20 protein-coding genes are annotated in these 19,873 nt (G+C 71.2%); 14 read left to right on the top strand and 6 right to left on the bottom strand.

The window, feature by feature from the left end:
• Positions 1–63 precede the first annotated feature (63 nt).
• Both murA and ACQP2T_RS39005 read left to right on the top strand, forming a co-directional pair.
• Positions 64–1,374, top strand: a complete 1,311-nt coding sequence (murA, locus tag ACQP2T_RS39010) for a UDP-N-acetylglucosamine 1-carboxyvinyltransferase (RefSeq protein WP_433509886.1) — start codon at positions 64–66, stop codon at positions 1,372–1,374.
• A 58-nt stretch (positions 1,375–1,432) separates the two neighbouring features.
• Entirely contained in the window at positions 1,433–3,886 is a 2,454-nt protein-coding gene (locus ACQP2T_RS39005; RefSeq protein WP_433509885.1) for a transglycosylase domain-containing protein, read from the top strand.
• On the opposite strand, the gene ybaK is transcribed toward ACQP2T_RS39005, so the two are convergent.
• Together ybaK and ACQP2T_RS38995 are read right to left on the bottom strand one after the other, a co-directional pair.
• Complete coding sequence (gene ybaK, locus ACQP2T_RS39000) at positions 3,867–4,361, bottom strand: Cys-tRNA(Pro) deacylase (protein ID WP_433509884.1); 495 nt, start codon at positions 4,359–4,361, stop codon at positions 3,867–3,869. The two genes, ACQP2T_RS39005 and ybaK, sit on opposite strands and share 20 nt — an antisense overlap.
• A gap of 20 nt (positions 4,362–4,381) precedes the next feature.
• Positions 4,382–5,140, bottom strand: a complete 759-nt coding sequence (locus tag ACQP2T_RS38995; RefSeq protein ID WP_433509883.1) for a helix-turn-helix domain-containing protein — start codon at positions 5,138–5,140, stop codon at positions 4,382–4,384.
• Positions 5,141–5,194: 54 nt separating this feature from the next.
• Between ACQP2T_RS38995 and ACQP2T_RS38990 the strand changes: the two genes are divergently transcribed.
• A complete protein-coding gene (locus tag ACQP2T_RS38990; protein WP_433509882.1) occupies positions 5,195–6,346 on the top strand; it encodes an MFS transporter in 1,152 nt (383 codons plus the stop codon).
• Positions 6,347–6,354: 8 nt separating this feature from the next.
• On the opposite strand, the gene ligD is transcribed toward ACQP2T_RS38990, so the two are convergent.
• On the bottom strand, positions 6,355–7,344 hold the full coding sequence (gene ligD, locus ACQP2T_RS38985; protein ID WP_433509881.1) for a non-homologous end-joining DNA ligase: 990 nt from the start codon (positions 7,342–7,344) through the stop codon (positions 6,355–6,357).
• A gap of 250 nt (positions 7,345–7,594) precedes the next feature.
• Here ligD and hisD point away from each other — a divergent pair, with 250 nt between their 5' ends.
• The 9 genes from hisD to hisF are packed head-to-tail and all read left to right on the top strand — an operon-like array spanning position 7,595 to position 13,674.
• Positions 7,595–8,917 carry a histidinol dehydrogenase gene (gene hisD / locus ACQP2T_RS38980; protein WP_433509880.1) on the top strand — a complete coding sequence of 441 codons (1,323 nt, stop codon included), beginning with the start codon at positions 7,595–7,597 and terminating at the stop codon, positions 8,915–8,917.
• Between the two features lie 8 nt (positions 8,918–8,925).
• Positions 8,926–10,011, top strand: a complete 1,086-nt coding sequence (locus ACQP2T_RS38975; RefSeq protein WP_433509879.1) for a histidinol-phosphate transaminase — start codon at positions 8,926–8,928, stop codon at positions 10,009–10,011.
• Between the two features lie 59 nt (positions 10,012–10,070).
• Positions 10,071–10,664, top strand: coding sequence for an imidazoleglycerol-phosphate dehydratase HisB (gene hisB / locus ACQP2T_RS38970; RefSeq protein WP_433519890.1), 594 nt, complete (start codon positions 10,071–10,073; stop codon positions 10,662–10,664).
• Positions 10,661–10,816 carry a hypothetical protein gene (locus tag ACQP2T_RS38965; RefSeq protein WP_357945477.1) on the top strand — a complete coding sequence of 52 codons (156 nt, stop codon included), beginning with the start codon at positions 10,661–10,663 and terminating at the stop codon, positions 10,814–10,816. Before hisB ends, ACQP2T_RS38965 begins: the two co-directional genes overlap by 4 nt.
• A complete protein-coding gene (gene hisH / locus ACQP2T_RS38960; RefSeq protein WP_433509878.1) occupies positions 10,810–11,445 on the top strand; it encodes an imidazole glycerol phosphate synthase subunit HisH in 636 nt (211 codons plus the stop codon). Before ACQP2T_RS38965 ends, hisH begins: the two co-directional genes overlap by 7 nt.
• Positions 11,438–11,767, top strand: a complete 330-nt coding sequence (locus ACQP2T_RS38955) for a hypothetical protein (RefSeq protein ID WP_433509877.1) — start codon at positions 11,438–11,440, stop codon at positions 11,765–11,767. Before hisH ends, ACQP2T_RS38955 begins: the two co-directional genes overlap by 8 nt.
• Positions 11,767–12,489 carry a bifunctional 1-(5-phosphoribosyl)-5-((5-phosphoribosylamino)methylideneamino)imidazole-4-carboxamide isomerase/phosphoribosylanthranilate isomerase PriA gene (priA, locus tag ACQP2T_RS38950; protein ID WP_433509876.1) on the top strand — a complete coding sequence of 241 codons (723 nt, stop codon included), beginning with the start codon at positions 11,767–11,769 and terminating at the stop codon, positions 12,487–12,489. Before ACQP2T_RS38955 ends, priA begins: the two co-directional genes overlap by 1 nt.
• A gap of 31 nt (positions 12,490–12,520) precedes the next feature.
• Positions 12,521–12,916 (top strand): Rid family hydrolase, encoded by a 396-nt coding sequence (locus ACQP2T_RS38945; RefSeq protein WP_433509875.1) that lies wholly within the window; start codon positions 12,521–12,523, stop codon positions 12,914–12,916.
• On the top strand, positions 12,913–13,674 hold the full coding sequence (hisF, locus tag ACQP2T_RS38940) for an imidazole glycerol phosphate synthase subunit HisF (RefSeq protein ID WP_357945485.1): 762 nt from the start codon (positions 12,913–12,915) through the stop codon (positions 13,672–13,674). The genes ACQP2T_RS38945 and hisF overlap by 4 nt, the downstream gene beginning before the upstream one ends.
• A 61-nt stretch (positions 13,675–13,735) precedes the next feature.
• On the opposite strand, the gene ACQP2T_RS38935 is transcribed toward hisF, so the two are convergent.
• From ACQP2T_RS38935 to ACQP2T_RS38925, 3 genes are all read right to left on the bottom strand, one after another.
• A complete protein-coding gene (locus tag ACQP2T_RS38935; RefSeq protein ID WP_433509874.1) occupies positions 13,736–15,097 on the bottom strand; it encodes a glutamine synthetase family protein in 1,362 nt (453 codons plus the stop codon).
• Positions 15,098–15,158: 61 nt separating this feature from the next.
• A complete protein-coding gene (locus ACQP2T_RS38930) occupies positions 15,159–15,320 on the bottom strand; it encodes a hypothetical protein (RefSeq protein WP_214637633.1) in 162 nt (53 codons plus the stop codon).
• Positions 15,321–15,490: 170 nt separating this feature from the next.
• Complete coding sequence (locus ACQP2T_RS38925) at positions 15,491–16,120, bottom strand: TIGR03085 family metal-binding protein (RefSeq protein ID WP_433509873.1); 630 nt, start codon at positions 16,118–16,120, stop codon at positions 15,491–15,493.
• A gap of 114 nt (positions 16,121–16,234) precedes the next feature.
• On the opposite strand from ACQP2T_RS38925, the gene ACQP2T_RS38920 reads away from it, so the two are divergent.
• Positions 16,235–18,016, top strand: a complete 1,782-nt coding sequence (locus tag ACQP2T_RS38920) for an ABC transporter ATP-binding protein (protein WP_433519889.1) — start codon at positions 16,235–16,237, stop codon at positions 18,014–18,016.
• Between the two features lie 46 nt (positions 18,017–18,062).
• Entirely contained in the window at positions 18,063–19,847 is a 1,785-nt protein-coding gene (locus ACQP2T_RS38915; protein WP_433509872.1) for an ABC transporter ATP-binding protein, read from the top strand.
• Positions 19,848–19,873 lie beyond the last annotated feature (26 nt).

Raw genomic sequence — 19,873 nt, 5'->3', positions numbered from 1 at the left:
GCCGCTCCCCCTCACATTTACGTCTGAATCAGGTCGATCGTATCTCCCGGCTAGGCTCGCTTCGTGATTGAAGACAAGGTCTGGCTGATCGAACCTTCCGGTCCCCTCAGGGGTGACGTCGAAGTACGCGGCTCCAAGAACGCCGTGTCCAAGCACATGGTCGCCGCCATGCTGGGCACCGGGGAGAGCACCATCCACAACGTCCCCGAGGTCGGCGAGGTCGGCATCACGGCGGCGATGCTCGACGCGCTGGGCATCAACGTGGAGATCACCCGGACGGAGATCCGCATCGGTCAGGGGCCGGAGATCAAGCCGCGGGTGCCCGACGCGTTCACCGGGCTCAACCGCATCCCGATCCTCATGCTGGGCCCGCTGCTGCACCTGGCGGGGGAGGCGTTCGTGCCGCTTGTCGGCGGCGACCCCATCGGCCGGCGGCCGGTGAACTTCCACGTCGAGGCGCTGCGCGCGATGGGCGCCGAGGTCGAGGTGGGCGACACCGGGATCTTCGCCAAGGCCAAACGGCTGAACGGAACCCGGCTGGAACTGCCGTATCCCAGCGTAGGGGCGACCGAGACGATCCTCATGTCCGCGGTGCTGGCCGAGGGCAAGACCGTGGTGAAGAACGCGGCGATGGAGCCCGAGGTCGTGGAGCTGGCGCTGTTCCTGCAGCGGATGGGCGCCAGGATCGAGCTCTCGCCCGACCGCAGGATCGTCATCGAGGGCGTGGAGCGGTTGCACGGCGCCTCCATCTGGCTCGCGGGCGACCGCATCGAGGCGTTCTCCTATCTCGCGGCGGGCCTGGTCACCGGCGGCGAGGTGCGGGTGCACGGCTGCCCGCAGGACCGGCTGGTCACCGCGATCACCACGCTGGCCAGGATGGGCGCCCAGTTCGACATCAACGACGAATACCTGTGCGCCACCGCGCCGCCCGAGGGGCTGCGCGCGGCGGCCGTGCAGACCGACACGCATCCCGGGTTCATGACCGACTGGCAGACGCCGCTCATGGTGCTGTTCACGCAGAGCCAGGGCATGTCGGTGCTGCACGAGACCGTCTTCGAGAACCGCCTGGTGTACGTTCCGGCGCTGCAGAAGATGGGCTGCGAGATCGAGGTGTTCGATCAGTGCCTGGGCGGCCCGGCCTGCCGCTACCACGACACGAACGCCAGGCACTCGGCCGTCGTACGGGGCGTGTCACAGCTCAAGGGCGCGGACGTGACGCTGCCCGACATCCGGGCCGGATTCTCGGCCGTGCTGGCCGCCGCGGTGGCGGACGGGACCTCGACGCTGCGCGGCGTCAACCACATCGAGCGCGGCTATCACCAGCCGTTCGAGCAGTTCGCGTCACTTGGTCTGAATATCCGCAGACAACAGTAAAGACGCGCGAGGCCGGTGTTTGCCGATGGCTTCCCGGCCGCAGATCAACTGAGTGACTGTGCTCAGATCCGTCGGCGTGCTCGCCGTGGCCGGGGCGATCGGCGGGGTCCTGGCGGCGGCGCTGGCCGCCCCGGCCGTGACCGGGGCGGGCCTGTCCGCCAAGAACGTCGCCATGACGTTCGTCGACCTGCCGCCCGCCCCTCGTGAGGAGCCGCTGTCCCAGGTGACCCGCCTCCTCGACCGGAACGGCAAGCAGTTCGCCCAGTTCTACGAGGCCAACCGGACGACCGTCCGGCTCGACCAGGTGGCGCCGGTGATGCGCAAGGCGATCGTGGCCATCGAGGATGCCCGGTTCTACGAGCACGGCGGCCTGGACGTCAAGGGCACGATCCGGGCACTGCTCACCAACACGCAGGCGGGCGGGATCAAGCAGGGTGGCTCGTCCCTCACCCAGCAGCTCGTGAAGAACATCCTGGTGGAAGGCGCCCGAAGCGACGCCGAGCGCGACCGGGCCCGCGCGCCCAACCTGGCCAGGAAGATCACCGAACTGCGGTACGCCCTGGCGATGGAGGAGAAGTACCGCAAGGACGAGATTCTTGAGAAATATCTGAACATCGCGTACTTCGGCGCGGGAGCTCATGGCGTCGAGGCCGCGGCCAGGCGGTTCTTCTCGACCACGGCCGCCCGCCTCACCCTGACCCAGGCGGCAACGCTGGCGGGGGCGGTGCGCGTACCGTACTCGACCGACCCCTCGCTGGGTGACAGGCACCTGGTCCGGCTGCGGCAGCGGCGCGACATCGTGCTGGACCGCATGGCCGAGGTGCACGCGATCTCGCAGCAGGAGGCGGCCGCGGCCAAGCGGACCGGCCTCGACCTCAAGCTCCATCCGGAGCCCGGCGGCTGCGCCCAGAGCAGCTACCCGTTCTATTGCTATTACGTTCAGCGGGAGCTCCTGTCCAACCCCGCCTTCGGCAGCACAGCCGCCAAACGGCAGGCCAGGATGAGCACAGGCGGGCTGGTGATCCGTACGAGCCTCGACCCGGTGGCCCAGCGGGCCGCCGAGCACGCCATCCGGCAGCGGGTGCACCCCGACGACACCCAGGTGGCCGCCGAGGCCATGGTCGAGCCGGGCACCGGGCGGATCATGGCGATGGCGGCGAGCAAGCGCTTCGGCCGCAACCCGGGCAACAAGAAGAACGGCGCCAGGACCACCTTCAACCTGCCGGCCGACATGACGCACGGCGGCGGGATGGGGTTCCAGGCCGGTTCCACGTTCAAGGTGTTCACCCTGGCCACGGCGCTGAAGCAGGGCTGGCGGTTCGGGGACGGTTTCCAGACCCCCGGCGAGCTGACGCCCGACCAGGGCTATCGCGACTGCCACGGCCGGCGCGTCAACGACCCGAAGACGACCATCTACAACGCCTCCGGCGAGGGCGCCGGCGGCCCGCACAGCCTGGAGACCGGCACCTGGAAGTCGGTCAACATCTTCTACATGATGCTGGAGCGCAAGGTCGGCCTCTGCAACGTGGTCACGACCGCCAAGGCGCTGGGCATCTCCCGCGCCGACGGGACGCCGCTGCGCGAGGTGCCGACGTTCACGCTGGGGGCCAACGAGATGGACCCGGTGACGGTGGCGGCGGCGTTCGCGACGTTCGCGGCCAGGGGGAGGTACTGCCGGCCGCTGGCGATCGTGGAGATCACCGGCCGGGCCGGCGAACGCACCCAGGTGCCGCCCGCCTGCGAGCAGGCCCTCGAGCGGCCGGTGGCCGACGCGGTCAACTGGGTGCTGGGCGGCGTCTTCACCGAGGGCACCATGCGCGGCCAGAGCATCGGCCGTCCCGCGGCGGGCAAGACGGGCACGAACAACGGCTACACCTCGGCGTGGTTCGCCGGTTACACCCCGGACCTGGCGGCCGCGGTCAGCGTCGGGGACATCAGGGGCGCCTACCGCTACCCCCTGCAGAACGTCCAGATCGGCGATGAGTACTACGGCTCCGTGCAGGGCGCCTCGCTACCGGGACCGATCTGGGTCGACTCGATGCAGGAGGCCCTGAGTGACACCGCCCCGTCGCGCTTTCCCGGCCCTGACATGTCCCGCTTCGGCGGCGGCTTCACCCCGGGCCTGAAGGAGGCGCTGGAGGCGGAGGCGAAGGCCCGTCACGAGCACGAGCGGTTCGCCCGCGACAGGCGCCGGAAGTTCGACCACCGCGGACGCTTCACGTTCATGGAGCGATGGAACCGGCGGGACTTCCGGGAGCCACGGCATCGCCGTGACGCCCTGGAACGGCGTCCCGGTGACGCCCTGGAACCTCGGCGTCCCGAGGACGTCCGAGACCCCCGGCGTCCCGAGGACGTCCGAGACCCCCGGCGTCCCGAGAACGCCCGAGACCCCCGGCGTCCCGAGGACGTCATGGAACCTCGGCGCCCCGGCGACGTCATGGGACCGCGGCGTCCCCGCGATTTCCTGGAGCCGCGTCATCGCCGCGACAGGATCAACCGGCACTTCCGATAGCGGCGGTGACGGCCCCCGTCAGCGAGATCAGGTTGGCGGGGGCGGTCTCGATCTGCAGCCCCCGCTTGCCGGCGGAGAAGTAGATCGTCCCGAACTCCAGCGCCGACGCGTCGACCACGGTCGGCAGCCTCTTGCGCTGGCCGAGCGGGCTGATGCCGCCGACCACGTAGCCCGTGACGCGCTCGACCTTCGCCGCGTCGGCCATGGTCGCCTTCTTGCCGCCGAGCGCCGCCGCGAGCGCCTTGAGGTCGAGCTTGCCCGAGACCGGCACGACCGCCACCGCGAGCGCGCCCTCCACCTCGGCCACCAGCGTCTTGAAGATCCGCTCGTGCGGCACGCCGAGCGCGTCGGCGGCCTCCTCGCCATAGGCCTGCGCGTTGGCGTCGTGCTCGTAGGGATGAAGGGTGAACTCGGCCTTGGCCTTCGTCAGCGCCACCGTGGCCGGAGTGCCCCCTTGGGCTTTCGCTCTGCTCACAGGATGCCAGTGTAGCGAATCTACATTGTAAAGGCGCGGCCCGGGGTGTACCCGAGAGCTTCCCGGAAGGCGACGATGAAAGCGCTGGCGGTGGCCCAGCCGCACCGGTGCGCGACCGAGGTGACCGTGATCCCGTCGGCCAGCAGCAGCAACGCGTGGTGCAGGCGCAGCTGCGTACGCCATTGCGGGAACGTCATCCCCAGCTCGCTCCTGAAGAGCCGGGCCAGCGTACGGTCGCTGGTGCCGGCCAGCCGCCCGAACTGCGCGAGCGTGCGGTGGTCGGCCGGGTCGTCGTGCAGGAGCGCGCAGACGGCGGCCAGTCGGGGATCGCGGGCCGTGGGCAGGTGGAACGGCTGCTCGGGGGAGCGGCGGAGCTGGTCCAGCAGGACGGCCCGCAACCGCCGCCGTTCGGCGCCGCCATCGTCGGGGTCCGGTCCCACAGCGGCGGCGGTGTAGGCGATGATCAGCTCGCGCAGCAGCGGGCCGACGGCGAGCACGGCGGGCCGGTCGAGGCGCAGGGGGTTGTCGGCGATGGGCAGGCCGACGAGCCGCAGGTCGGTGTCGCCGTGCGCGCGGTGCTCGTGGACGGTGCCGGCCGGGACCCAGATGGCCCGGTTGGCCGGGGCCACCCAGGTGCCCGCGCCCGTCGTCACCGACAGGACGCCCCGGCAGGCGTAGGTGATCTGGTGGGTGTCGTGGCGGTGCGCGTCGATCCCGGTGCCGGGCGCGAGCGGCCGGATTCCGGTGGGTGCTTCCGGAAGATGGCGGATTTCCATCATGGATTGGCATTTTATCGGAAGCGGGCCAGGTCATCCCGGGGTGACGATCAGAGGGTGAAGGCGAACAAGATCGTGATGCTGGCCGCCGGCCATGCCGGTGTGGACGTGTACCAGGGGGCGGTGCCGGCGCTGGTGCCCTTCCTGGTGGCGCAGCGCGGCTACGGGTACGTCGCCGCGTCGGGCATCGTGCTCGCCGCGACGCTGCTGTCCTCGATCGTCCAGCCGGTCTTCGGCGCGCTCACCGACCGCCGGCGGATGCCGTGGCTGATCCCGGTCAGCATGCTCACGGCCGGGCTCGGGGTGGCCCTCAGCGGTGTCACCGACGTGTACGCCCTCACCTGGCTGGCGGTGGCGCTGTCGGGTCTGGGCGTGGCGGCCTACCATCCGGAGTCGGCCCGCCTGGCCAGGATCGCCAGCGAGGGCAGTCACGTGCGGATGAGCTGGTTCTCACTGGGCGGCACGCTCGGCTTCGCCACCGCGCCGATCGTCGTCACGCCGTTGCTGTCGCTGTGGGGGCTCGGCGCCTCGCCGTTGCTGGTCGTCCCCGCCGTGGTGGGCGCGCTGCTCACGCTCACGGTGATCCGCTCGCTCTCCCGTCACGGTGAGGCGGCTCGGGCGAGCGCCCGTTCCGCCGGGCGGGACGACTGGCCGTCGTTCGTCCGGCTCACCCTGGTGATCGTCTTCCGGTCGATCGCGTACGTGGGGTTGAGCGCGTTCGTCGCCCTGTACATGGGTGGGGGAGCGGCGGGGGCGGTGGCGTTGTTCGTGCTGTTCGCCGGGGGTGCGGTGGGGACGCTGCTCGGTGGCCGGCTGGCGGGGCGCTGGGGCCGGGTGCGCACCATGTGCCTGGCGTACGCGGCCGCCGTGCCCGCCATCGCCGGGGTGGTGCTGGCGCCGGGTCCTTTCGCGTACGTGTTCATCGCGGCCTCGTCGATCACCCTGTACGCGCCGTTCTCGCTGCATGTGACGCTGGGCCAGGACTTCCTGCCCAACCGTCTGGGCACGGCCAGCGGCGTCACGCTCGGCCTGGCGGTGAGCGCCGGTGGCCTGACCAGCCCGCTCGTCGGGGCGGTGGCGGAGGCCACCTCGCTCCGGGTCGCGCTCGCCGGCCTGATCGTCTTCCCGGCCCTGGCCTGGCTGCTGGCCCGCACGCTCAAGGACCCCGCTCCAGTCATACGGGAGCCGCTGCCCGCTGCCGGCGCCTAGCGATCGGCTCAGCCGGCGGCCCAGTCGCCGGTGTCCAGGCGTATCTCGGCCGGCTCGCGGTCGGGGCGCAGGCCGCGCCACGAGGGGTGGCGCAGGCGGCCGTCGCCGGTCAGCTCGGCGTAGCGGACCTCGCCCACCAGGCGCGGCTCGACCCAGTGGGCGTCGCGGGCGGGCTCGCGGGGCACCGGTGCGGCGAACGGCGACTCGGGCCGCTCCAGTGGGGTGAGGCGTTCGTACAGGTCGTCCAGCATCGCCTGGGTGAAGCCGGTGCCCACGTGGCCGACGAACCGCAGCCGCCCGTCCTGGTCGTGCGCGCCGAGCAGCAGGGAGCCGATCGTGCCCGCGCGCCGGCCCGCGCCGGCCTTCCAGCCGCCGATGATCACCTCGACGGCCGTGAGGTTCTTGACCTTCGTCCACTCGGCGCTGCGCCGGCCCGGCCGGTAGGGCGACGACAGGCGCTTGCACACCACGCCCTCCAGGCCGAGCCGGCGGGAGGAGTCGAGCGCGCCGTCCGCGTGGTCGTGGAACCACACCGGCACCTGCCAGCGGAAGCCGGGTGTCAGGACGTGCTCCAGGAGCTCGCGGCGTTCGGTGTAGGGCCGGCCGATGGTGCTGTCGGAGCCGAGGTGCAGCAGGTCGAACGCCATGAGCGTCACCGGTACGGCCCTGGCCAGCTCGGCGACCTTGGCCGGGTGGCGCTGGTGCATGCGGGGTTGCAGCGCGCCGAAGCTGGGCCGGCCGGCCTCGTCGAAGGCCACGATCTCCCCGTCGACGACCGCCGGCCGCCCGCCAGTGGCGCCGGCCATCAGCTGCAGTTCGGGGTAGGCCGCGGTGACGTCCTTGCCGTTGCGCGACAGCAGCCGGACGCCGCCGTCCTCCAGGTAGACCAGGGCGCGTACGCCGTCCCATTTCATCTCGACGGCCCACTTGTCCCCGCGTACCGACGGCAGGGAGCCGAGCTGAGCCAGCATCGGCGCATAGACGGGCAGCCGCGCCATGACTCCTGGCGTACCCCTGCGGCAAGATCGGCAGCGGGGGCGGGGGTCTGCAGATGGTCAAGCCGGGAGGCGGCTGTCCGAGCCTTATGCCGCTGGCGTACTAGATTCGTAATATCAGGACAAATCCACCTAAAGGCGAGCATGGTGTGGCGCTCGGGAACTCCCAGAGTGGGGCATTCGGGACGACCCACCCCCGTCCCGGATGCTGGACAGAACCGGATTCAGGGAGGGGACTCCGTAAACTGGGTGGGTGATTTCCCGTATTGACATGCGCGGTTCCCTTCCGGCGAACCTGCGCGACGTGCTGCCCCGCGCCGAGCTCGACGTCGAGGCCGCCCTGGAGAAGGTGCGGCCCATCTGCGACGAGGTCCGCCATCGCGGGGCGGCAGCCGTACGGGAGCTGACCGCCAAGTTCGACGGTGTCGAGATCCAGCAGGCCCGAGTGCCCCAGGAGGCGATCCAGGCGGCGCTGCGGGACATGCGGCCGGAGGTCGTGGCCGCGCTGGAGGAGGCGATCCGGCGCACCAGGCTGGTCCACCGCGACCAGCGCCGCGCCGACGTCACGACCCGCGTCGTGCCCGGCGGCACCGTGACCGAGCGGTGGGTGCCGGTCGACCGCGTGGGCCTCTACGTCCCCGGCGGGCGCGCCGTCTACCCGTCGAGCGTGGTCATGAACGTGGTCCCGGCCCAGGAGGCGGGCGTGGAGTCGCTCGCCGTGACGAGCCCGGCCCAGCGCGACCACGGCGGGCTGCCGCACCCCACGATCCTGGCGGCCTGCGCGCTGCTGGGCGTGGACGAGGTCTACTCCGTGGGCGGCGCCCAGGCGGTGGCGATGTTCGCCTACGGCACCGAGGAGTGCCCGGCCGCCGGCATGGTGACCGGGCCCGGCAACATCTGGGTGGCCGCCGCCAAGCGCCTGCTCAAGGGCCGCATCGGCATCGACTCCGAGGCGGGGCCGACGGAGATCGCGATCCTGGCCGACGAGACGGCCGACCCGGTGCACGTGGCCGCCGACCTGATCAGCCAGGCCGAGCACGACGTGATCGCGGCGGCCGTGCTGGTCACCGACAGCCTCCGGCTGGCCGAGGCCGTGGAGAAGGAGCTGCCGGGCCAGGTCGGCGTCACCAAGCACGCCCAGCGCATCACCGAGGCGCTCGGCGGCCGGCAGTCCGGCATCGTGCTGGTCGACAGCATCGACGACGGCCTCAAGGTCGTCGACGCCTACGCCGCCGAGCACCTGGAGATCCAGACCGCCGACGCGGCGGCCGTCGCGGCACGGGTCCGCAACGCGGGCGCGATCTTCGTGGGCCCCTACGCCCCGGTGTCGCTCGGCGACTACCTGGCCGGCTCCAACCACGTGCTGCCCACGGGCGGCTGCGCCTGCCACTCCAGCGGCCTGTCGGTGCAGTCGTTCCTGCGCGGCATCCACGTCGTCGACTACACGCGCGAGGCGCTGGCCGAGGCGGCCGGGCACGTGACGGTGCTGGCCGACGCCGAGGACCTCCCGGCGCACGGCGCCGCCATCCGCGCCCGCTTCGACTGGCAGGTCCCATCGCGAAACGAGGCTCAGTGAATCCCCGCGTGAATCTTGACGTGACGCTCGACGACCTGCCGATCCGCGACGACCTGCGGGGCCGCACGCCCTACGGCGCTCCGCAGATCGACGTGCCCGTCAGGCTCAACACCAACGAAAACCCCTACCCGCCCTCCCCGGCCCTGGTCGCCGACCTGGCGGAGGAGGTGCGCGCGAGCGCGGCCGAGCTCAACCGCTACCCCGACAGGGACGCCGAGGCGCTCCGCACCGACCTGGCCGGCTATCTGGGTCACGGGCTGACCAAGGACCAGGTGTGGGCGGCCAACGGCTCCAACGAGATCCTCCAGCAGATCCTCCAGGCGTTCGGCTCCTACGGGCGCACCGCGCTGGGCTTCGAGCCGTCCTACTCGATGCACCCGATCATCACCACCGGCACCAGCACGGAGTGGATCTCGGGGGCCCGTGAGGCCGACTTCTCGCTCGATCCGGACAAGGCGGTCGCCGCGGTCGAGGAGCACCGGCCCGACATCGTGTTCCTGACCTCGCCCAACAACCCGACCGGCACCGCGCTGCCGATGGAGACGATCAGCCGGGTGCTCGACGCGGCCAAGGGCATGGTCGTGGTCGACGAGGCCTACGCGGAGTTCGCCCGGGAAGGCACGCCCTCGGCGCTCACCCTGCTGCCCGCGCACCCGAGGCTGATCGTGACGCGGACCATGTCCAAGGCGTTCGCCATGGCGGGCACCCGGCTGGGCTATCTGGCCGCGCATCCGGCCGTGATCGACGCGCTGCTGCTGGTGCGGTTGCCCTACCACCTGTCGACGCTCACGCAGACGGCGGCCCGCGTGGCGCTGCGGCACCGCGCCGAGCTGCTCGCCACGGTCGACGCGCTCAGGCAGGAGCGCGACGACATCGTGGCCTGGCTGCGCGGTAAGGGGTTGACCGTCGCCGATTCAGACGCCAACTTCGTGCTGTTCGGGCGTTTCGCCGATCGGCGGAAGGTGTGGGAGGCCCTGCTGGCGGGCGGTGTGCTCATCCGCGAGGTGGGGCCGCCAGAATGGCTGCGGGTGTCGATCGGCACCGATGAGGAGATGGCGGCGTTCCGCGCCGCTTTGGAGGGAGTCCTGCTGTGAGCGAGCCAACCAACGGAAACGGCGCTTCTGCGGCTCACAGCCCCGACGAAGGTGGGCCGGTGGGCCGGGTCGGTCGCGTCGAGCGCGCGACGAAGGAGACCTCGGTCCTGGTCGAGGTGGGTCTCGACGGCACGGGCAGGGTCGACGTCTCGACCGGGGTCGGCTTCTTCGACCACATGCTGGCGCAGCTCGGCAAGCACGGGCTGTTCGACCTGACCGTCAAGACCGAGGGCGACCTGCACATCGACTCGCACCACACGATCGAGGACACGGCGCTCGCGCTGGGCGCCGCGTTCCGCGAGGCCCTGGGCGACAAGTCGGGCATCAGGCGGTTCGGCAATGCGTCGTGCCCGCTGGACGAGTCGCTCGCCGAGGTGACCGTCGACCTGTCGGGCCGCCCCTACCTGGTGCACACCGAGCCCGAGGGCATGGCGCCGATGATCGGGCCCGAATACGACACGACGATGACGCGTCACGTCCTGGAGTCGTTCGTCGCCCAGGCGGCGATCTGCCTGCACGTACGCGTGCCCTACGGCCGCAACGCGCATCACATCGTCGAGGCCCAGTTCAAGGCGCTGGCCAGGGCGCTGCGCGAGGCGTCGGAGTTCGACCCGCGCGCCACGGGCGTGCCGAGCACCAAGGGCGTGCTGTGACCGACAACACGATCGCCATCGTCATGGTGTTCATCGGGCTGTTCCTCATCGGCGGCGTGTTCTCGCTGTTCAGGCAGGGGCTCAAGCTCGGCGCCGCCGCCTGCGCGGTCGGCGCCGCGCTGGCGATCACCGCGGGGGTGATGTGGTGGTGAAGAACATCGTCGTGCTCGACTACGGGTCGGGCAACCTGCGTTCGGCCGAGCGGGCCCTGGCCCGTGTGGGCGCCAACGTGACCGTCACGTCCGACTTCACCGCCGCGCTCGAGTGTGACGGCCTGGTCGTGCCGGGCGTCGGCGCGTTCGAGGCGTGCATGACCGGCCTCAAGAGTGTGTACGGCGAGCGGATCATCGGCCGGCGCCTGGCCGGTGGCCGCCCGGTGCTCGGCATCTGCGTCGGCATGCAGATCCTGTTCGCCAGGGGCGTGGAGCACGGGGTCGAGACCGAGGGCTGCGGCGAGTGGCCGGGCACGGTCGAGCGGCTCGACGCGCCCGTTCTGCCCCACATGGGCTGGAACACCGTCAAGGCGCCCGCGGGCAGCGCGCTGTTCGACGGGATCGACGAGGCGACGCGCTTCTACTTCGTACACTCCTACGGCGTGCGCGAGTGGGAGCTGCACCCGGGTGACGGCTTCGCCGAGCCGCTGGTCACCTGGGCGGAGCACGGCGTGCCGTTCGTGGCGGCCGTGGAGAACGGCCCGCTGATGGCCACCCAGTTCCATCCGGAGAAGTCCGGCGACGCCGGGGCCGCGCTGCTGTCCAACTGGCTCGGCACCCTTGAGTAAGGAGCGGGCGCGCCGCCGTGCCGAGCGTGAGGCGGAGCGGGCGCGCGCGATCCGGCTCAACGAGGCACGGCAGGCGCGGGCCGCGCGCCGCCGCGCCTTACTCGGCCGGCTGGTCCCGCGCCCGGTCCGGATCGCCCGCCAGGGTGGTCTGCTCGCCCGCCGCCGCCGAGGCCAGAACGCCGTGGTGGGGCTGCTGTTCGTGCTGGTCCAGGTGGTGGCGTGGCTGGTGTGGGGCGCGCCGCTCCTGAGCCTGGCCGTGCTCGTCTTTTCCCTGCTGCTGGCACCTGTTGTCATGACTCTCGCTTTCGACCGGAGGACCTGATGTCGCTCGTATTGCTCCCTGCCGTGGACGTCGCGGACGGTCAGGCCGTACGCCTCGTCCAGGGGGAGGCCGGGACCGAGACCGGCTACGGCGAGCCGCTCGCCGCGGCGCTGGCTTGGCAGGAGGCGGGCGCGGAGTGGATCCACCTGGTCGACCTCGACGCCGCCTTCGGCCGGGGTTCCAACCGGGAGCTGCTCACCGACCTGATCGGCCGGCTCGACGTGAACGTGGAGCTGTCGGGCGGCATCCGTGACGATGCCTCGCTGGCCGCGGCTCTGGCCACCGGCTGCCGCCGGGTCAACATCGGCACGGCCGCGCTGGAGAACCCCGAATGGTGCCGCCGGGTCATCGCCGAGCACGGCGACAAGATCGCCGTCGGGCTGGACGTACGCGGCACGACGCTGGCCGCCCGCGGCTGGACCGAAGAGGCCGGGGACCTGTGGGAGGTGCTCGAACGCCTGGAGGCCGACGGCTGCCCCCGCTACGTGGTCACCGACGTCACCAAGGACGGCACCCTGCGCGGACCCAACCTGGACCTGCTTCGCGCGGTCTGCGCGCGCACCGACAAGCCGGTGGTGGCCAGCGGCGGCGTCTCCTCTCTCGACGACCTGGTCGCGCTGGCTTCGCTGGTGCCCGACGGCGTGGAGGGTGCCATCGTGGGCAAGGCCCTTTACGCTCAAGCTTTCACGCTGGAGAGCGCGCTGATCGCGGTTCGCGCTTAGTTCCTCGGGAGGGGGCGTGATGGGCAGCAGCATGAGTATGGAGAGCACCGGACCAAGGGTGTTCTCCGGAGGCATCTGGGAAGAGAGATACGGCTACGCGAGGGCGGTGGTCGTCGGTGACCGGGTGATCGTGTCCGGGTGCACCGCCACCGTCGACGGCGAGGTGCGCCACCACGGTGACGCCTACCTGCAGAGCAGGACGGCCATGGACATCGCCCTCGAAGCGGTCGCGATGGGCGGCCTGAGCAGGGAGGACGTCGTCATGGTCCGCTACTATGTGGTCGAGCACGGCCACTTCGACGAGGTCGGGCGGGCGATCGGCGAGGTGTTCGGGCGGGTGCGCCCCGCCTGCACCGGCGTCCGCGTCGCCGGGCTCGTCGATCCCAACATGCTGGTCGAGATCGAGATAGAGGCGCTTCGGGCATGACGGTAGCCGTACGAGTGATCCCGTGCCTGGACGTGGACGCGGGGCGCGTGGTCAAGGGTGTCAACTTCGCGAACCTCCGCGACGCGGGCGACCCGGTCGAACTCGCCAGGCGCTACGACGCCGAGGGGGCCGACGAGCTGACCTTCCTCGACATCACCGCCTCCTCGGGCGAGCGCGACACCATGCTCGACGTGGTGCGCAGGACCGCCGAGCAGGTGTTCATCCCGCTGACCGTGGGCGGCGGCATCCGCTCGGTCGACGACGTCAACACGCTGCTGCGCGCGGGAGCCGACAAGGTGTCGTTCAACACCGCCGCCATCGCCCGGCCCGAGCTGCTCACCGAGGCGTCGCGGCGCTTCGGCGCGCAGTGCGTGGTGCTGTCGGTCGACGCGCGGCGGGCGCCGGGCACCGAGAGCGGCTTCGAGGTGACCACGCACGGCGGGCGCCGCGGCACCGGCATCGACGCGGTCGAGTGGGCCGCGCGCGGTGAGGAGCTCGGCGTCGGCGAGATCCTGCTCAACTCGATGGACGGCGACGGCACGCTCGACGGTTACGACCTCGAGCTGCTGCACGCGGTCAGGGCCGCGGTCCGGGTGCCGGTGATCGCCAGCGGCGGCGCCGGGCGGCTGGAGGACTTCCCTCCGGCGGTCGCGGCCGGCGCCGACGCGGTGCTGGCGGCGAGCGTGTTCCACTTCGGGACCCTGAAGATCTCCGAGGTCAAGGACACGCTCCGGATGGCCGGTCACCCGGTCCGCTAGACCGGCGGACGGCCGGTCACCGGGTCCGCCGGACCGGCGGACGGTCGGCCACCCGGTCCGGCTAGAACACCCGCATGTGGTGGAACAGCTCATAGGAGGCGTCCTTGGCCGCGAACGCGGCGGCCTCGGACCGTTTCACGGCCAGATACGCGCTACGCCGTAGCGGGCCGAGCGCCTCCATGAGCACCTCGTCCGCCTCCAGGGCGTCGAGCGCCTCCTCCAGTGAGGCCGGCAGGCGCGGGTAGCGGCCGGGCCGCGTGTCGGGGTCGACGTCGACCGCCTCGCCGGGGTCCAGCTTGCGCCGGATCCCGTCGAGCCCGGCGTGGATGACCGCGCCGAGCGACAGGTACGGGTTGGCCGAGGAGTCGGACGGCTTGAGCTCCAGATTCGGCTCGCCGCTCTCGCCGAGCGGCGAGCAGACCCGGATCGCGGCCTCCCGGTTGTCGGGACCGTAGACGGCGTAGGCGCTGGCCCACGTGCGCGGCGCCAGCCGCCGGAAGCCGTTGACGCTGCCGCAGGTCAGCGCGGTCAGGGCGGGCAGGTGGGCGATCAGGCCGCCGATGAAGCCCGCCCGCAGCTCGCTGTCCTCGGCGAAGACGTTCTGGGTGTCGTTCCACAGGGACAGATGCAGGTGGGCCCCGTTGCCCGCCTGGTCGGCCAGCGGCTTGGGGGCCAGTGACGCCCACATCGACATGCGCATCGCGACCCCGCGCACGGTCTCGCGGTAGAGGACGTGGTTGTCGGCGGCCCGTAGCGCGGGCGCGTGGCGTACGGACAGCTCCTGCTGGCCCGGCCCGAGCTCGGGGTGGTAGTGCTCGACGTGCAGGCCCTGCGTCTCCAGGGCGCGGATCAGCTTGATCGTGTAATCGTGGGCGGTGTCGAAGCCGGTGGCGGCGTAGCACAGCGTGTCGTCGAGGGGCACCAGCCGGTCGAAGCCGCCTGTGGGGTCGGGCAGGCGTCGGCCGAGCGTGAACTCCGGTTCGAAGGCGGCCAGCAGTGTGTAGCCCTCGTCCGCCAGCGCGCCGACCGCGTCCTTGAGGAAGGTGCGTGCGCAGGCCGCCCAGGGTGAGCCGTCCGGCTCACGGAGATCTGAGAGCATCGCCGCGGCGCCGGGAGCGTGGGGGAGCGGGACGAAGGTAGAGGGATCGGGGACGATGCGCACCTCGCCCACCGGACCCAGGTGCTCGACCTCCTGCAACTGGTCGAGCATGTTCATCGCCATCATCGCCACCGTGTGCCCGATCCCGGTGTTGAGCCGCTCGGCGAGTCGCGACCGGGATGCCGCCTTCCCACGGATGACGCCTCCGTGGTCGGCGTACAGGAAGCGGACCAGCTCGATCCCCTCGATCTCGGCGCGTTCGAGGACGCGCCGGACGTGGGGATCAGGCTGATGGAGTTTGGTGACGCTCGGACGATCTCTCATTCTGCCTGCGTAACACGATCTGGCATCGTGGGGAAGCGTCTAGCGCAGACAGAACCACACGTCAGGTCAGCACATTGGTAAAGAAGACAGCCAACTGGTTGGCGCCATGAACGATCCCGTCGAACACGCCGTTAACCGCGGATGCGGCCTGGGCCGGCCGGGTGAACAGGTAGAAAATCACGAACGCCACTAGAACGTACGTGACCACCTTCTTGACCTGCATGGGGGCCTCCTGCAGTCCATTCCCAGCCGTATATACCCGGATCTGGGCGATCCTTGGCATCTTCTATGAAGACGTTCCTTGATCCTAACCGGGGGGCTTGTTTCTCACGCCATGGTAAGGCCAAGAGGTATCACCGAGGCCCCTGTGAGACCCCGGAAGTTGGGGTGCCATCACATGCCCAGCTTGGCGTTCTTGAGCCGGGCGACGGCGTCGGCATCGCCCGTCAGTTCGACCCTGGCGTGCTCCTGACGCCCGAAGCAGAACAGCAGCAGCTCGCCCGCCCGGCCCGTGACCTCCACCTTCGGGCCCTGCTGCGCGCCGCCCAGCGTCACGCCGCCGCCCAGGCGGTGCAGCACCACGCCCACGGGCGCTCTGCGCAGCATGAACCGCCCGCCACTGGCCACCCGCTTCCACATGATCTGCTCCAGGTCGGCGGGTAGCTCGCGTGGCTCCCACTCCGGCTGCGCGCGGCGCACGTCCTCGTGGTGGACGAAGAACTCCAGGGTGTTGACGGCGTCGTCGAGGAAGGGGAGCAGGCCGTACACGCCGCCCGGCCTGCGGACCAGGTCGACCAGCTCGGGGTAGGAGTGCTTGGCCTTCAGGCCCTCCTGCACGGAGGCCGTGTAGCCGGCCAGAGGCTTGAGGGCGATGCCGCCCATGGCGTCGGGCCGGCGCTCGCGCAGGACCAGGTGGGCGGCCAGGTCAGCGGTGTTCCAGCCCGTGCAGAGCGTCGGCGCGTCCGGGCCGAGCTGGTCGAGCAGGTCGCACAGCGCGGCGCGTTCGCTACGAGCGTGAGTCACGCGGCCCACCCTACCCGCGGGAATAACGCATTGATCGCCAGTGATACTGACATATGTAGAAATGGGCGGGGAAAGGAAAATTTGCGAGTGGCGACCAAGGTCACCTCGGCTGTCATGCGTCAAGGGCTGCGCGTCCTTGGGGTGGCCGTCCGTACGGAGAAGGCGGTGTTCGCCGCGGCCGTCCTGGCCAGCGCGCTCTACGGTGGCATGACCGTGGCGTCCGCCTGGGCGCTCGGCTGGGCCACCCAGAACGTCGTACTCCCCGCCTTCGACAAGGGCGACACCGCCGCGGGCGCGCTCTGGATCGGCGTGCTGCTCATCATGGGCGCGGCGCTGCTCAAATCCATCGGTGTGGCGGGCCGCCGCATCCTGGCCGGGCTGATGCAGTACCGCATGCAGGCCCGCTCGCGGCGCGCGGTCACCAGGCAGTACCTGCGGCTGCCCCTGTCGTGGCACCACCAGCACCCGACCGGGCAGCTGCTGTCCAACGCCAGCGCCGACGCCGAGGCGGCCTGGGCGCCGCTCGCGCCGCTGCCCATGGCCGTCGGCGTGATCGTCATGCTGTTCACCGCGGCGATCGGGATGCTGCTCACCGATCCCATGCTCGCCCTGGTGGGCTTCCTGATCTTCCCGGCCATCGCCGTACTGAACCTGATCTACCAGCGCCGCCTGAGCCCGCTCGCCACCCGCGCGCAGCAGCTGCGCGCGGAGGTCAGCGAGATCGCGCACGAGAGCTTCGACGGCGCGCTGGTCGTCAAGACGCTCGGCAGGGAGGCGATGGAGACCGAGCGCTTCCGGCGGCGCGCGCACGAGCTGCGTGACGCGAACATCGCCGTCGGGCGGGTGCGCGGCCTGTTCGACCCCCTGCTGGAGGCCCTGCCCACGCTCGGCGTGCTCGCGGTGCTCGGCGTCGGCGCGCTGCGGCTGTCCACCAACTCGATCGACTCCGGCGAACTGGTGCAGGTCGCCTACCTGTTCACGCTGCTGTCCTTCCCCATCCGGGCGCTCGGCTGGGTGCTGGCCGAGCTGCCGCGCAGCGTCGTCGGCTGGGAGAGGGTGCAGGCCGTACTGGACGCCGAGGGGTCCATGGAGTACGGCGAGGTCGCGCTCAGCGAGACCAGGCCCGCCAAACTGGAGGTCTCGGACGTCTCCTACGCCTACGGCGCCGACGAGGTGCTGCACGACGTCACCTTCGACGTGCCGGCCGGCGGCACCGTAGCGCTGGTCGGGCCGACCGGGTCCGGCAAGTCGACGCTGGTGCAGTTGCTCGTACGGCTGGTCGACCCGGCTTCCGGACAGGTGCTGCTCGACGGCGTCGACGTGCGCCGGCTCGCCTACGGCGGGCTGGCCGAGTCCGTCGCGCTGGTGCCGCAGCAGACGTTCCTGTTCGACGACACCGTGCGCGGCAACATCGCGCTCGGGCTGGACGCAGACGACGCGGACGTGTGGGCGGCGCTGCGCGTGGCCCAGGCCGACGGGTTCGTCGCCAAGCTCGCCTCGGGACTCGACACCCGCGTCGGCGAACGCGGCACGTCGCTGTCCGGCGGCCAGCGCCAGCGGCTCGCGCTGGCCCGCGCGGTCGTCCGCCGCCCGCGCCTGCTCATCCTCGACGACGCCACCTCCAGCGTAGATCCGCAGGTCGAGGCCAAGATCCTTTACGGCCTGCGCGACGCGGCGTCGAGCGTCGTCGTCGTGGCCTACCGGATGGCCACGATCGCGCTGGCCGACGAGATCGTCTACCTGGACCGGGGGCGGGTCGTCGACCGGGGCGGCCACGAGGAGTTGCTGGAGCGCTGCGAGGGCTACCGGAACCTGGTGACCGCCTACGAGCGGGAGGAGGCCGAACGGGCCGCCATCGAGATCGAGCCGATCGAGGAAGAAGAGGTCAGCGCATGATCGTCGGGCAGGGGACCCCCGGCAACACCGGGCGGGAAGTCAGCGCATGAGTGTGGAACAGGGCATCCGCGGCAACGCCGAGCGGTCGGCGCTGGCCACGATCCGCCAGGGGTTCTCGCTCACGCCGGAGTTCCGCAGCGGCCTGGCCGGGACACTCGCGCTGGCCGTCATCGCCACCGGTGGCAAGATCATCGTGCCGATCGCGGTGCAGCAGACCATCGACACCGGCCTCAAGGGCGGCACCCCCGACCTGCCGTACATCTGGCGGGCCGTCGCCCTGTGCGCCGCCGCCGTGATCCTCACCGCCCTCGCCGGATATGTCATGAACGTTCGCCTCTACAAGGCGACCGAGTCCTCACTGGCCAGCCTGCGGGTCCGCGGCTTCCGCCACGTGCACGACCTGTCCGTCCTCACCCAGAACACCGAGCGCCGCGGCGCCCTCGTCTCCCGCGTCACCAACGACATCGACCAGATCAGCACGTTCATGCAATGGGGCGGGCTGATGATCATCGTGGCGTTGGGCCAGGTGCTCGTGGCCAGCGTGCTGATGTTCATCTACTCCTGGCAGCTCACGCTGCTGGTCTGGGCCTGCTTCATCCCGCTGGTGATCGCGCTGCCGCGCTTCCAGCGCTGGCTGTCCGGCGCCTACACCACCGTGCGCGAGCGGACCGGCGACATGCTCGCCGCCGTCAGCGAGTCCGTGGTCGGCGCCGCCGTCATCAGGGCGTACGCCTCCGAGCGGCGCACCGCCGACCGCATCGACACCGCCGTCGACGCCAACAGGTCCGCGCAGATCAAGGCGCAGACGATCGTCGGGTTCGTCTTCCCGCTGACCGAGATCGTGGCCGCCGTGGCCATCTCCGGGATCGTCCTGCTCGGGGTACGGCTCGGGCTGTCGGGCGAGATCACTGCCGGGCGGCTGGTGGCGTTCCTGTTCCTGGTCACGTTGTTCGTCTCGCCTCTGCAGACCGCCACCGAGGTGCTGAACGAGGCCCAGAACGCGGTCGCCGGCTGGCGGCGCATCCTCGGCGTCCTCGACACCCCGCCCGACGTGGCCGACCCCGGCGACTCCGGCGTGGACCTGCCGCGCGGGCCGATCTCCGTCGCCTTCGAGGACGTGCACTTCAACTACCCCGGCGGCGTCCCCGTACTGCGCGAGGTCACGCTGTCCATCCCGCCGCGCTCGCGCATCGCGATCGTGGGCGAGACCGGTTCCGGCAAGACCACGTTCGCCAAACTGCTCACCCGGCTCATGGACCCGGTCGCGGGCCGCGTCACCGTCGACGGCCACGACCTGCGCGACGTGCGCTTCTCCTCGCTGCGCGAGCGCATCGTGATGGTGCCGCAGGACGGCTTCCTGTTCGACGGCACCCTGGAGCAGAACGTCCGCTACGGCAAGCCCGCCGCCACGCGCGAGGAGATCCTGCTGGCCATGACCGAGCTCGGCCTGGCCGACTGGCTGGAGGGCCTGCCCGCCGGCCTCGACACCCCGGTGGGCCAGCGCGGCGAGTCGCTCTCGGCGGGCGAACGCCAGCTCGTCGCGCTCGCCCGCGCCTACCTGGCCGACCCCGACCTGCTGCTGCTCGACGAGGCCACCTCGGCGGTCGACCCGGCGACGGAGGTACGGCTGGCACGGGCGCTCGAAGGCGTCACCAGGGGGCGGACGGCCATCTCGATCGCGCATCGGCTGTCGACGGCCGAGAACGCGAACGAGGTGCTCGTCTTCGACGCCGGGCGGCTGGTGCAGCGGGGGCCGCACGCCGAGCTGGTGACCGAGCCGGGCGTCTACGCCGACCTGCACGCCTCCTGGGTGTCGGCCGCCCACTCGTAGCGTCTTGCCCCTCTTGGTGCGATCGG

The organism is Nonomuraea sp. CA-143628, from assembly GCF_050942315.1.
In the GTDB taxonomy this organism is placed as follows: Bacteria; Actinomycetota; Actinomycetes; order Streptosporangiales; family Streptosporangiaceae; genus Nonomuraea.
The sequence above is the reverse complement of the archived record's forward strand: the minus strand, read 5'-3'. Positions and strand labels throughout refer to the sequence as shown.

Bases quoted from the DNA above. Each gene is read 5' to 3' on its own strand.
- ACQP2T_RS38995 (WP_433509883.1), bottom strand. From the start codon at position 5,140: ATGATGGAAATCCGCCATCTTCCGGAAGCACCCACCGGAATCCGGCCG.
- ligD (WP_433509881.1), bottom strand. From the start codon at position 7,344: ATGGCGCGGCTGCCCGTCTATGCGCCGATGCTGGCTCAGCTCGGCTCC.
- priA (WP_433509876.1), top strand. From the start codon at position 11,767: ATGTCGCTCGTATTGCTCCCTGCCGTGGACGTCGCGGACGGTCAGGCC.
- ACQP2T_RS38945 (WP_433509875.1), top strand. From the start codon at position 12,521: ATGAGTATGGAGAGCACCGGACCAAGGGTGTTCTCCGGAGGCATCTGG.
- hisF (WP_357945485.1), top strand. From the start codon at position 12,913: ATGACGGTAGCCGTACGAGTGATCCCGTGCCTGGACGTGGACGCGGGG.
- ACQP2T_RS38935 (WP_433509874.1), bottom strand. From the start codon at position 15,097: ATGAGAGATCGTCCGAGCGTCACCAAACTCCATCAGCCTGATCCCCAC.
- ACQP2T_RS38930 (WP_214637633.1), bottom strand. From the start codon at position 15,320: ATGCAGGTCAAGAAGGTGGTCACGTACGTTCTAGTGGCGTTCGTGATT.
- ACQP2T_RS38920 (WP_433519889.1), top strand. From the start codon at position 16,235: ATGCGTCAAGGGCTGCGCGTCCTTGGGGTGGCCGTCCGTACGGAGAAG.
- ACQP2T_RS38915 (WP_433509872.1), top strand. From the start codon at position 18,063: ATGAGTGTGGAACAGGGCATCCGCGGCAACGCCGAGCGGTCGGCGCTG.